The sequence below is a fragment of the Streptomyces sp. NPDC059455 genome, from assembly GCF_042750115.1.
Lineage (GTDB): Bacteria > Actinomycetota > Actinomycetes > Streptomycetales > Streptomycetaceae > Streptomyces > Streptomyces endocoffeicus.
Genome location: NZ_JBHYVB010000067.1, coordinates 11,237 through 23,473, shown reverse-complemented (window position 1 = coordinate 23,473; position 12,237 = coordinate 11,237). Strand labels below are relative to the sequence as shown.

Genomic DNA, 12,237 nt, shown 5'->3' with positions numbered 1-12,237 from the left:
GGGGGGGCCCCCACCCCCCCCCGCCCCCCGCCCCCTCGGGGGGGCGTGGGGGGGCTGGCTGATTCGGGGGGGGCGGGGGGGGGGGGCGGCCCCCCCCCCCCGAGGAGGGAGGCGGTGGCGGCGGTGGCGAGGGCCAGTGCGGCGGTTCTGCCAGTCGTCGGTCTCATGTACGCAAGCCTGGTCGAACCGGCCCTCCCGTCCCATCCGGGCAACCGGCCGACCCACTCGGGGGAAAACCCCCGGGGCGACTGCCATGAGTGCCCCCGCGCACGTAGCATTCGGGACAGATTTCCCGGACCAGGACAACCTCTCACCGACCCGGGCCGTCCAACCCCGTGCATCACCTGTCATCAACAGACAACGGACAACAGACCATTGGGGGCTTGACCATGCGACGGTGGGGGACCGCACTCGCGGCGATGGCGCTCGCCGGCGGCGCGCTGGCGGCGACGGCGGGGACGGCTGGGGCCGTCACGCCGACCGCGGCCAAGGCGGCGACGACCTGTGAGACCGGCTGGGGCAGCGGCGAGAAGACGGCCCAGCCGGCGGGACACGCACCGCTGGAGAACATCAGGACGGGCCGGCACGCGTGCTACGACCGCATCGTGTTCGATGTGAAGGGGGCCACGGCCGCCGATCGCGTCGGCTACCGCGTGGGGTATGTGAACACCCTGTACCAGGACGGCTCCGGCGAGGAGATCCCGGTCCGCGGCGGCGCGATCCTGGACATCCATGTGTCCGCGCCGAGCTACGACCCGGGCAGCGGCGCGGAGTCGTACCCGGGGCGGGCGCGCAAGCCGCTGCCGGGGGTGGACATCTCCGGCTACCAGACCTTCCGGGACACCCGCTTCGGCGCCAGCTTCGAGGGTGAGACCCAAGTCGGCCTCGGGGTGCGCGCACGGCTGCCGTTCCGGGTCTTCCAGACCGACGGGCATGTCGTGGTGGACGTGGCGCACTCCTGGAACGCGGTGCGCTGAGCACGGCGCCGGGGCCACGACAAGGGCCTGCCCCGCGACCCGATGGGTTCGCGGGGCAGGCCCCTTGCCGTGCCGCGGGTGACGGCTACCTGCTGAAGCCGTAGTCCATCAGCTTCTTCGCGTCCTTCGTGCGGTTGTCCACCGAGGTGGAGGCGAGGACGGTGCCGATCATCGTCTTCCCGCTCCGGGTGGCGGCGAAGACCAGGCAGTACTTGGCCTCCGGACCCGAGCCGGTCTTGACGCCGATGGTGCCCGAGTAGCTGCCCAGCAGGTTGTTGGTGTTGGTCCACGACATGTAGCGGTAGCCGCCGTTCTTCGTGGTCACCTTCTGCTTGGTCGACTTCGTCTTCACGACCGAGCGGAATGTGGAGTACTTCATCGCGTTACTGGCCAGCTTGGTCAGATCGCGCGGTGTCGAGTAGTTGGCGCCGTTCCCGATGCCGTCGAACGAGTCGAAATGGGTGTTCGTCAGTCCGAGGGACTTCGCGGTGGTGTTCATCTTGCCGATGAACGACTTCACCCGCGCGGCCCGGGTGGAGCCGGTGCCGAACTTGTCCGCCAGCGCGTACGCCGCGTCACAGCCGGACGGCAGCATCAGCCCGTACAGCAGCTGGCGGACGGTGACCTTGTCGCCGACGATCAGCTTGGCCGAGGAGGCCCAGTTGTTGTCGACGATGTAGTCGCTGTACGCCTTCTGGACCGTGACCTTGGCGTCCAGGTTGAGGTTCGACTGCGCGAGCACCACCCGGGCGGTCATGATCTTGGTGGTGGAGCCGGTGGAAAGACGGGTGTCCGCGGCCTTGGTGAACAGGCTCTTCCCCGTGGCGTTGTTCATCACGAACCCGCCCTTGGCGGCGATCGTGGGACTTGCGGTCGTCGCGGCCTGCGCGGAGGCGGTGAACGCCCCCGCCGTCAGTACGGCTCCAGCGGTGATCGCGACCGCGGATACGCGACGTAGACCCTTCATGCCGGTTTTCAACGTGAATATCTCCAAATGCCCCTGGCCTGCGGCCGCATCACAGGGCCGCTCCCTGATCAGACGTCCGAGGGGGCCCGATGGATGTGCCCTCTGCCGAGATTTCCTGGAAATTCCCCCGGGTGCGCGCATGGACACCGGAGGCGTCAGGCCAGGTAGTGGATCGTGCCGTGCAGCGCGGGCTCGACGCCCTCGCAGTGCTGGGTCACCTTCTCGGCCGTGAACGGTCGAGCTGTGCGCTCGGTCGTGCACACCTAGTCGCGCTCCCGACTGCCCCCTACGACAGGACGGTCACGGGTCGCATCCACCCAACCCCCAGCAGTCGTCAGGGGGAGGATGCGGGTGCGGTGACAAACACCCACGCCGAGCGTGCGCGATCGCGCACATTGACCCCGGCGACGACGTCGGCGAGGCCAGCGAGCCCGCACCGACGGCAGCGAAAACGGTCCCGGTCGGGCCGGTTGGCCCGCTCGGTGTGCCCACAGCGCGGACAGCGCTGCGAGGTGTAGGCCGCATCCACTTCGAGGAACGGCACCCCGGCCTTGCGGGCCTTGTAGACAAGGTGCTGTCCAAGCTGGTGGAAGGGCCAAGAAGAGAGGGTGCCCCGCTGGTCGCGGCGTAGCCGTACCCGCTCGCGGATCCCGCCGAGTTCTTCGACGGCGATGCCACGCCCGGTGCGTTGCGCGACGGACACGATCTCCTTGCTGACGCGGTGGTTCACACAGGTGGCATGGCGGCGCTCCTTGCGCACGCGGCGGGCGAGGCTGCGAGTGGCGGCGTGTCCGCCTGGCCTGGAGTTCGGCGCGTTTGCGGGCCTGCCAGCGCCGGTAGCGGGACAGGCGGCGGCCTTGGTAGTTCGTACCGTCGGATGTGGTGGCGAGGTTCACGACGCCCCGGTCGACTCCGATCCAGTCGACCGGTTCGTACACCTCCGGGTCGGGCAGGTCGCAGGTGGCGATCAGGAACCACTTCCCGCCCCGGCACACCAGGTCGCTCTCGCCCTTACGGTGGGCGACGAGCGTCTTGAGCTGGTCGGGCGAGCAGGCGAAGGGAATGCCGCGCATCCGCCCGGCCACTGTCCAGATCGACACCGTGCGTGCGTCGTACTGCCAGGACAGGCAGCGATCATCGAACGGCTGGGCCGCCTCCGGGCGGAAGTCGATGGGAGTGCCGACGGCCTTCCGGTATCGCTTGAATGCGGGCGGACCCTGGTTCCCCGCCCGCAAGTTGGCCTTCAGCGTCGCATAGGCGTCGACGACCTTCTTCACCACCCGCACCGCCGGCTGCGCCGACAGCCCGAACATCGCCTTCAGATCCGCGTACACCTCCTTCTGCAGGCCATTGCGATCCTTCAACTCCCGGTCGAAGGCAACCTGCGAGGCATGGGTCGCAGCCCGATTACAGGCGCGCAGGGTCGCGTTCAGGACCGACGCCTGCTCGGGCGTCGGCAGCAGCTTCACCTGCACCACCAGCTTCATGAACCGGACCGTAGTACGACGGTCGCACACGCGATCACCATCCCCTCCACGACCAACCATCCGAGCGACGCATGGGACGATTGTTCGCATTCTCTAGTTCGCCATACGACCGTTCGGATGTGGGAGAGCGGATGCGGCGATGCCCTGCATCACTGATCGCTCACCGCAGCTGGGAGTCGACCGCCGCCGGGTCGAAGAGAGCGTCCGCGACCATATGGGCCGCGCCGGTGACGCCCGCGCGGGTGGCCAGCGGGGAGAGGACGACCCGCAGGTCCCGGGTGGCCAGGGGCAGCGACCGGCGGTAGGTGACCTCCCGGATACCGGCGATCAGATGCTCCTGGGCATGGGCGAGGCCGCCGCCGACCACCAGGATCGAGGGGTTGAGCAGACTGACCGCGTCGGCGACGCCCTGCCCGAGCAGGCGCCCGGCGTGGCGCAGCAGCCGTACGGCGTCGCCGTTGCCGGAGCGCACCAGGCGCGCCACATCGTCGGTGGTGGCCACCTCGTGCCCGGCGGCGGTGAGGTCGCGCACCAGGGCCCAGCCGCCGGTCACCGCCTCCAGGCAGCCGGAGTTGCCGCAGCGGCACAGGGGCGCGTCCGGGGAGGTCTCGTCGAGCCCGGGGGCGGGGATGTGGCCGATGTCGCCCGCGGCGCCCTGGGAGCCGTGGTGGAGCCGGCCGCCGAGCACCAGGCCGGAGCCGATGCCGGTGCCCGCCTTGACGAAGAGCAGATGCTGGACGTCGGGCCAGTTGACCCGGTGCTCGCCCAGCGCCATCAGATTGGTGTCCTTGTCGGCCAGCACCCGGCAGTCGTAGGTCTCGCGGAAGAAGTCCGGCACCGTATAGCCGTCCCAGCCGGTCATGATGGGCGGGCTGACCACCCGGCCGGTGCCCGACTCGACCGGGCCCGGCACGCCGATGCCGATCCCGCGCACCCGCTCGGCGGGCTCGCCCGCCTCCTTCAGCAGCCGCCGGAAGTCGGCGGCCACCTGGCCGAGCACCGTCTCCGGCCCCTCGGCCACATCGAGATCGCGGCGGTGCGAGACGAGGACGTCACAGGCCATGTCGGCGAGTGCGGTGTGCACATGGCTGCCGCCGATGTCGGCGACCAGCAGCACGCCCGAGTCGGGGCGCAGCCGGAAGGAGCCCGCCGGGCGGCCGCCGGTGGAGTCGGCCGCGCCGGACACCTCCAGGTAGCCCGCCTCGGTCAGCGCCTCCAGCCGGGTGGCCATGGTGGACCGGGAGAGCCCGGTGGCCGCCATCAGCCGGGCGCGGGTGGTGGCCCGGCCGCCGCGGATGAGCGCCAGCACCGCCCCTGGGCCCGTGGGATGCGCCTGTGCTGGCTGACCTGCCGAGACCGCCTCCGTCACTGGGCCCTGTCCTCCGCTGTTCACGCTCTGTTCGGTACCGCCCACACCGTACCTCCCTTTACGACCGATCCCAACAAAACTTATGCATTGCCTTCATGCAAAAGATGCGTAACATCAGGCGGGCAACGCCGCACAACACGCCCGAAGGGCAGGCAGGAGAAGGGATCGCCATGAACGACCTCGGAGTGCACGCACTCGTGTGGACCGGCGACTGGACGCCCGAGGGGGCCCGGACCGCCGCCGCCCGCAGCCGCGAGGCCGGATACGACCTGGTCGAGATCTCCCTCCACGACCCCGGGATCGTCGATGTGAAGGCCACCCGCGAGGTGCTCGCCGCCCACGATCTCGGCGTCGCCTGCTCCCGCGGCCTCGCCTTCGACTCCGACGTCTCCGCCGAGGACCCCGCGACCGCCGCCCGCGGCGAGGCGCTGCTGCGCCAGGCCCTCCACCTCACCCATGATCTGGGCGGCCACTACTTCGGCGGGGTGCTCTACGGCGCGCTCGGCAAGTACGGTCACCCGCCGACCCCCAAGGGCCGCGAACACGCCGTCCAGGCCCTGCGCAGGCTCGCCGCCGAGGCCGACGGGCTCGGGGTGACGCTCGGTCTGGAGGTCGTCAACCGCTATGAGTCCAACCTGGTCAACACCGCGCGGCAGGGCCTGGAGCTGATCGACGAGATCGGCGCGGCCAATGTGGTGGTCCATCTGGACACGTACCACATGAACATCGAGGAGCAGGACTTCTCCCGCCCGGTACGGGCCTGCGGCGACCGCCTCGGCTATGTCCACATCGGCGAGTCCCACCGCGGCTATCTCGGCTCCGGCACCGTGGACTTCCCCGCCTTCTTCCACGCCCTCGCTGACATCGGCTACCAGGGCCCGATCACCTTCGAGTCCTTCTCCTCCGCCGTGGTCGCCCCCGGCCTCTCCCACGACCTCGCCGTCTGGCGCGATCTGTGGGCCGACGGCGCCGACCTCGCCGCCCACGCCCGCTCGTACATCGCCGACCAGCTCAAGGCCGCCCACGCGGCGGTCTGAGCACCCCGCCCAGCACCCGCGTCCCCGTCACCCGCGTCCCGTAAAATCCCCGAACCCGCCGAAAGCGCCCGCTATGACTCCCCAGCACCTCCTCGATCGCGCTCAGCGCCTGGCCGACGCAGGCGGCCGCCGTCTGCTCGGCATCGCCGGACCACCCGGGGCCGGCAAGACCACCCTCGCCGAGCACCTGGTCGACGCCCTCGGCGCCGACCGGGCCGTCCTGGTGCCCATGGACGGCTTCCACCTCGCCGACGCCGAGCTGCGCCGGCTCGGCCTGATCGGCCGCAAGGGCGCGCCGGAGACCTTCGATCCGTACGGCTACGCCGCGCTGCTGCGGCGGCTGCGGGCACCGCGCACCGAGGAGGTCGTCTACGCGCCGGGGTTCGACCGCGAGCTCGAGCAGCCGGTCGCGGGAACCATCCCGGTGCCGCCCGAGATCCCGCTGGTGATCACCGAGGGCAACTATCTGCTCCTCGGTGAGGCGCCCTGGCTCCCGGTGCGCGAGCTGCTGGACGAGACCTGGTGGGTCGACCTGGACACCGAGGAGCGGGTGCGCCGGCTGATCGAGCGCCATGAGCGGTTCGGCAAGCCGCACGACGAGGCCGAGCGCTTCGTCCTCACCTCCGACGAGGCCAACGCCCGGCTGGTGGCCCCCGGGCGGGCGGCCGCCGACTTCGTGGTCAGGGGCCGGTGATGACCGGCACGCTCAGCCTCGGAGCCGTCGACTGGTTCCTGCTCGCCGTCTACTTCGGCGCGATCATCGCCATCGGCGTCACCACCAAGCGGGCCGTCCACACCACCGGTGACTTCTTCCTCGCCGGGCGCTCGATGCCCGCCTGGATCACCGGCATCGCCTTCATATCCGCCAACCTCGGCGCCCTGGAGATCATCGGCGGCGCGGCCAACGGCGCCCAGTACGGCGCCGCCGCGGTGCACTTCTACTGGCTCGGCGCCATCCCCGCGATGGTCTTCCTCGGCGTCGTGATGATGCCGTTCTACTACTCGACGCGGGTCCACAGCGTCTCGGAGTATCTGCGCCGCCGCTTCAACGACCAGACCCACCTCCTCAACAGCGTCGTCTTCGCCGTGGCGCAGATGCTGCTGGCCGGGGTGAACCTCTTCGCGCTCGCCCTGATCGTCAAGCTGCTGATCGGCTGGCCGCTGTGGCTGTCCATCCTGCTGTCGGCGGTCTTCGTCCTCGGGTACATCACCCTGGGCGGGCTGGCGGGCGCGATCTACGGCGAGGTGCTCCAGTTCTTCGTGATCCTCGCCGGGCTGATCCCGATCGTCGTCATCGGACTGCACTACGTGGGCGGCTTCAGCGGCCTCAAGGAGGCCGTGCGGGACCCCGGCCTGCTGCACACCTGGCAGGGCACCACACCGGGCCACTGGACCAATCCGCTGGGCGACTGGATCGGCCTGGCGATGGGCGAGGGCTTCGTCCTCGCCTTCGGCTACTGGACCACCAACTTCGCCGAGGTGCAGCGGTCCCTGGCCGCCAAGGACCTCAACGCGGCCCGCCGCACCCCGCTGATCGCCGCCTTCCCCAAGATGGCGCTCCCGCTGTTCACCGTGGTCCCCGGCATGATCGCGCTGGTCATCATCCCCAAGCTGGGGAAGCCCGGCGGGCCCACGTACAACGACGTGATCCCCGAGATGATGCAGCGCTTCCTGCCGAACGGCGTGCTCGGTATCGCGCTCACCGGGCTGCTGGCGGCCTTCATGGCGGGCATGGCGGCCAACATCTCCGGCTTCAACACGGTGTTCACCTACGACATCTGGAAGCCGTACGTGATCAAGGGGCGCGACGACCGCTACTACCTCAAGGCCGGGCGCTGCGCCACGGTCGCGGGCATCGCGGTGAGCGTGGCCGCCGCGTTCCTCGCCGCCGAGTACGACAACATCCAGAACTACATCCAGCTGCTGTTCTCGTTCTTCAACTCGCCGCTGTTCGCGACCTTCCTGCTGGCGATGTTCTGGAAGCGGGTCACCCCGTGGGCGGGCTTCTGGGGCATGCTGTCCGGCACGGCCGCGGCCGCCGCGGCCCATCTCTCCGCGTACCACATCGGCTGGTTCTACCCCGGCGGCGAGGTCGGCCCGCACGACACCATCAACGCCCAGATGGCCAACTTCTACGGCGCGCTCTTCGCCTTCGTCGTGGACGCGGTCGTCACGGTCGCGGTCACCCTCGTCACCAAGCCCAAGCCGGTCGCCGAACTGGCCGGGCTGGTGTGGGGCCTGCCCGACCCCGACTCGCCGGACGCCCATGAGGCGCTGGCGCGGCAGCCGTGGTGGAAGTCCCCGGTGGTGCTGGGGAGCGTCATCCTGACCCTGACAGCGGCTCTGAGCGTCTGGCTGGTGATCGCCGTATGAGCGACATGAAGAGGGGCGAGGGCCCCATGACCCCGGGCAGGACCTTCGATGTGCGCTGGCTCATCGCCGGGCTGCTCGGCCTGTACGGCGCCGTGCTCACCGTCCTCGGTGTGACGGACGGCCCCGCCGAGGTGGCCAAGGCCGACGGGATCCGCATCAACCTGTGGATCGGCCTCGGCCTGCTGGCCGTGGCGACGGCGTTCGCGACCTGGGCCCGGCTGGCCCCCACGGGGCGCGAGGACCGGTGACGCGAAGGCCGGGGGCTCCGCGCCCCCGGCCTCGTGGTCATGCCCCGTCGTTCCCCGCGGTGGAGGGTCACTCCCCGCGGTTCAGCCGCTGGGCCACCTCGGTCGCCCAGTACGTGAGGATCATCCCCGCGCCCGCGCGCCGCACCGAGGTCAGCGTCTCCATGATGGCGCGGTCGCGGTCGATCCAGCCGTTGGCCGCGGCCGCCTCGACCATCGCGTACTCACCGGAGATCTGGTACGCGGCCACCGGCACGTCCACGGCGTCGGCGATCTGCCGCAGGATGTCCAGGTACGGCAGGGCCGGCTTGACCATGACCATGTCCGCGCCCTCGGCCAGGTCCAGCTCCAGCTCGCGCAGCGACTCGCGGGCGTTGGCCGGGTCCTGCTGGTAGGTATTGCGGTCGCCCTTCAGCGAGGAGCCCACCGCCTCGCGGAACGGGCCGAAGAAGGCGGAGGCGTACTTCACGGTGTAGGCGAGGATCGACACGTCCTGGTGCCCGGCGCCGTCCAGCGCCTCACGGATCACCCGGACCTGCCCGTCCATCATCCCGCTGGGGCCCACGGTGTGGACGCCCGCGTCGGCCTGGACGCGCGCCATCTCCGCGTACCGCTCCAGCGTGGCGTCGTTGTCCACCCGGCCCCCGGCGTCCAGGACGCCGCAGTGGCCGTGGTCGGTGTGCTCGTCCAGACAGAGGTCGGACATGATCACGAGGTCGTCGCCGACCTCGGCGCGCACATCGCGGATCGCCACCTGGAGGATCCCGTCCGGATCCGTGCCGGGGGTGCCGACCGCGTCCTTCTTGGACTCCTCCGGCACCCCGAAGAGCATGATCCCGCCGACCCCCGCGGCGACCGCCTCGGCCGCCGCCTTCCGCAGCGTGTCCCGGGTGTGCTGGAGCACGCCCGGCATCGACTGGAGCGGCACCGGCTCGGTCACGCCCTCGCGGACGAACGCGGGCAGGATCAGCCCGGCCGGGTGCAGCCGGGTCTCCGCGACCATGCGCCGCATCGCGGGCGTGGTGCGCAGCCGGCGCGGCCGCGTACCGGGGAAGCTGCCGTACGAGATGCTCAAGAGCGTGCCCTCCTTCGCGAACCAGGCCGTCGCTCACTCGGGCGGGTGACCGGCTCCCCGGCCTCGATCGCGGCCTGCCGCCGCGCCGCGCCGAAGTCCGCGAGCGCCTCGGCCAGCTTGAGCACCGAGGGCTCGGGCGACAGCACATCCACCCGCAGTCCATGCTCCTCCGCGGTCTTCGCGGTGGCCGGGCCGATACAGGCGATGACAGTGACATTGTGCGGCTTGCCCGCGATGCCGACGAGGTTCCGCACGGTGGACGACGAGGTGAAGAGCACCGCGTCGAACCCGCCGCCCTTGATGGCCTCACGGGTCTCGGCCGGCGGCGGCGAGGCGCGCACGGTGCGGTACGCGGTCACGTCGTCGACCTCCCAGCCCAGCTCGATCAGCCCGGCGACCAGGGTCTCGGTGGCGATGTCGGCGCGCGGCAGGAACACCCGGTCGATCGGGTCGAACACCGGGTCGTACGGCGGCCAGTCCTCCAGCAGCCCGGCCGCGGACTGCTCACCGCTGGGCACCAGATCCGGCTTCACCCCGAAGTCGATCAGCGACTTCGCGGTCTGCTCGCCCACCGCCGCGACCTTGATCCCGGCGAACGCGCGGGCGTCGAGCCCGTACTCCTCGAACTTCTCCCGCACCGCCTTGACCGCGTTGACCGAGGTGAAGGCGATCCACTCATAGCGCCCGGTGACCAGGCCCTTGACCGCGCGCTCCATCTGCTGCGGGGTGCGCGGCGGCTCCACGGCGATGGTCGGCACCTCACTGGGCACCGCGCCGTAGCCGCGCAGCTGATCGGAGAGCGAGGCGGCCTGCTCCTTGGTTCGCGGCACCAGGACCTTCCAGCCGAACAGCGGCTTGGATTCGAACCATGACAGCTGATCGCGCCGGCCGGCCGCGCTCTGCTCGCCGACCACGGCTATCACCGGCTGGGCGCCCTGCGGCGACGGCAGCACCTTCGCCGCCTTCAGCACCTGGGCGACGCTCCCGAGCGTCGCGGTCCAGGTCCGCTGGCGGGTGGTGGTGCCGGCGACGGTGACGGTGAGCGGGGTGTCCGGCTTGCGGCCCGCGGCCACCAGCTCACCCGCGGCGGCGGCCACCGTCTCCAGGGTCGCGGAGACCACGGCGGTCGCGTCGGACGAGCCGATCTCGCTCCAGCAGCGCTCGTCGGCGCTCAGGGCGTCCACGAAGCGCACATCCGCGCTGTGGGCGTCCCGCAGCGGCACCCCCGCGTAGGCGGGCACGCCCACCGCGGCGGCCACACCGGGCACCACCTCGAAGACGATGCCCTCGGCGGCGCAGGCCAGCATCTCGTCGGCGGCGTATCCGTCGAGGCCGGGATCGCCCGCGACCGCGCGCACGACCCGCTTGCCGCCGCGCGCGGCCGTCATGACAAGATTGGCGCTGTCCCTGAGTACCGGGACGGTGGCGGTGCCTGACGACCCATCAGCGTCCGCCTGCTGCGGTGTGCCCTGAGCCTCCGCGGCCACGCCCGGCCTGACGTGCTGACGCACCACGTCGAGCACTTGAGGGTCGGCGATCAACACGTCCGCGGTGCCGAGTGCCTCCACGGCGCGCAAGGTCAGCAGGCCCGGATCTCCGGGGCCCGCACCAAGGAAGGTGACGTGTCCGCAGCCGGGGTGATTAGGGGCGTTGGGGTTCAAAGTGCTCGCTCCCCCATAAGACCGGCCGCACCCTTGGCGAGCATCTCGGCGGCGAGTACGCGACCGAGGTCCGCGGCCGCACTGGGCGATGCGGGTACGGGACCGGTGGTGGACAGCTGCACCAGCGTCGTGCCGTCGAGCGTGCCGACGACGCCGCGCAGGCGCATTTCGGTGACAGCCTGACCGTCGCCCAACAGGTCGGCCAGCGCCCCCACGGGTGCGCTGCAGCCGGCCTCCAGGGCGGCGAGCAGGGATCGCTCGGCGGTCACGGCGACCCGTGTGGACGGGTCGTCGATCTCGGCGAGCCGGGCAGCGAGCGGCACGCTGGACGCGGCGCACTCCACTGCCAGGGCCCCCTGGCCGGGGGCGGGCAAAACATGGTCGACATCGAGCAGCTCGGTCGCCTCGCCGATCCGCCCCAGACGGATCAGACCGGCGGCGGCGAGCACCACGGCGTCCAGCCGTCCCGAGCGGACGTAGCCGATGCGGGTGCCGACATTGCCGCGTATCGGCACGGTTTCGATGTCGAGGCCGAAGGAGCGGGCCCACGCGTTCAGCTGGGCCGCGCGGCGCGGGGATCCGGTGCCTATCCGGGCCCCCGGCGGAAGCTGGGCGAAGGTGAGCCCGTCCCGGGCGATCAGCGCGTCGCGCGGATCCTCGCGGCGCGGGACCGCGGCCAGCGTCAGCCCCTCCGGCTCCGCGGTGGGAAGGTCCTTCAGCGAGTGCACGGCCAGGTCGATCTCGCCCCTGAGCAGCGCCTCGCGCAGCGCCGAGACGAAGACGCCGGCGCCGCCGATCTGGGCGAGGTGCTCCCGCGAGGTGTCGCCGTACGTGGTGATCTCGACGAGCTCGACGGGGCGCCCGGTGACCTCGCGGACCAGGTCCGCGACCAGGCCGGACTGGGCCATGGCGAGCTCGCTGCGGCGGGTGCCCAGGCGCAGCGGCGGAGTGGCGCCCGAGGCGGCGGGGGGGGGGGGGGGGGTGAATCCCAGCCCCCCCACGGGGGGGTGGGCTCCGCGGGGCGGGGGGCCCCCCCCGCGCGGCGG

11 protein-coding genes are annotated in these 12,237 nt (G+C 71.3%); 5 read left to right on the top strand and 6 right to left on the bottom strand.

What is annotated here, in order from left to right; genetic code table 11:
• Positions 1-389: 389 nt before the first annotated feature.
• Positions 390-977 carry a hypothetical protein gene (locus ACFXB5_RS24005; protein ID WP_385211365.1) on the top strand — a complete coding sequence of 196 codons (588 nt, stop codon included), beginning with the start codon at positions 390-392 and terminating at the stop codon, positions 975-977.
• Between the two features lie 85 nt (positions 978-1,062).
• On the opposite strand, the gene ACFXB5_RS24000 is transcribed toward ACFXB5_RS24005, so the two are convergent.
• The 3 genes from ACFXB5_RS24000 to ACFXB5_RS23990 all read right to left on the bottom strand — a co-directional run bounded on the left by ACFXB5_RS24000 (position 1,063) and on the right by ACFXB5_RS23990 (position 4,845).
• Positions 1,063-1,944 carry a D-alanyl-D-alanine carboxypeptidase family protein gene (locus ACFXB5_RS24000; RefSeq protein WP_385211322.1) on the bottom strand — a complete coding sequence of 294 codons (882 nt, stop codon included), beginning with the start codon at positions 1,942-1,944 and terminating at the stop codon, positions 1,063-1,065.
• A 334-nt stretch (positions 1,945-2,278) separates the two neighbouring features.
• Positions 2,279-2,704, bottom strand: coding sequence for a zinc ribbon domain-containing protein (locus ACFXB5_RS23995; RefSeq protein ID WP_385211319.1), 426 nt, complete (start codon positions 2,702-2,704; stop codon positions 2,279-2,281).
• A gap of 887 nt (positions 2,705-3,591) precedes the next feature.
• Positions 3,592-4,845, bottom strand: a complete 1,254-nt coding sequence (locus ACFXB5_RS23990) for an ROK family protein (RefSeq protein WP_385211316.1) — start codon at positions 4,843-4,845, stop codon at positions 3,592-3,594.
• Between the two features lie 125 nt (positions 4,846-4,970).
• Between ACFXB5_RS23990 and ACFXB5_RS23985 the strand changes: the two genes are divergently transcribed.
• The 4 genes from ACFXB5_RS23985 (at position 4,971) to ACFXB5_RS23970 (ending at position 8,458) form a co-directional block, all read left to right on the top strand.
• Positions 4,971-5,837 (top strand): sugar phosphate isomerase/epimerase family protein, encoded by an 867-nt coding sequence (locus ACFXB5_RS23985; protein WP_385211312.1) that lies wholly within the window; start codon positions 4,971-4,973, stop codon positions 5,835-5,837.
• Between the two features lie 73 nt (positions 5,838-5,910).
• Positions 5,911-6,531, top strand: coding sequence for a nucleoside/nucleotide kinase family protein (locus tag ACFXB5_RS23980; protein WP_385211309.1), 621 nt, complete (start codon positions 5,911-5,913; stop codon positions 6,529-6,531).
• A complete protein-coding gene (locus tag ACFXB5_RS23975; RefSeq protein WP_385211306.1) occupies positions 6,531-8,210 on the top strand; it encodes a sodium:solute symporter family protein in 1,680 nt (559 codons plus the stop codon). Before ACFXB5_RS23980 ends, ACFXB5_RS23975 begins: the two co-directional genes overlap by 1 nt.
• Positions 8,207-8,458, top strand: coding sequence for a hypothetical protein (locus ACFXB5_RS23970; RefSeq protein ID WP_385211304.1), 252 nt, complete (start codon positions 8,207-8,209; stop codon positions 8,456-8,458). Before ACFXB5_RS23975 ends, ACFXB5_RS23970 begins: the two co-directional genes overlap by 4 nt.
• 67 nt (positions 8,459-8,525) lie before the next feature.
• Here ACFXB5_RS23970 and hemB read toward each other — a convergent pair whose 3' ends face one another.
• Genes hemB through hemC form a run of 3 tightly spaced genes read right to left on the bottom strand, consistent with a single transcriptional unit; the run spans position 8,526 to position 12,183 of the window.
• A complete protein-coding gene (gene hemB / locus ACFXB5_RS23965) occupies positions 8,526-9,530 on the bottom strand; it encodes a porphobilinogen synthase (RefSeq protein ID WP_385211301.1) in 1,005 nt (334 codons plus the stop codon).
• Positions 9,527-11,191: a uroporphyrinogen-III synthase gene (locus ACFXB5_RS23960; protein WP_385211298.1), complete on the bottom strand. Its 1,665-nt coding sequence runs from the start codon at positions 11,189-11,191 to the stop codon at positions 9,527-9,529. The genes hemB and ACFXB5_RS23960 overlap by 4 nt, the downstream gene beginning before the upstream one ends.
• Entirely contained in the window at positions 11,188-12,183 is a 996-nt protein-coding gene (gene hemC / locus ACFXB5_RS23955; RefSeq protein WP_385211363.1) for a hydroxymethylbilane synthase, read from the bottom strand. The genes ACFXB5_RS23960 and hemC overlap by 4 nt, the downstream gene beginning before the upstream one ends.
• Positions 12,184-12,237: the final 54 nt, after the last annotated feature.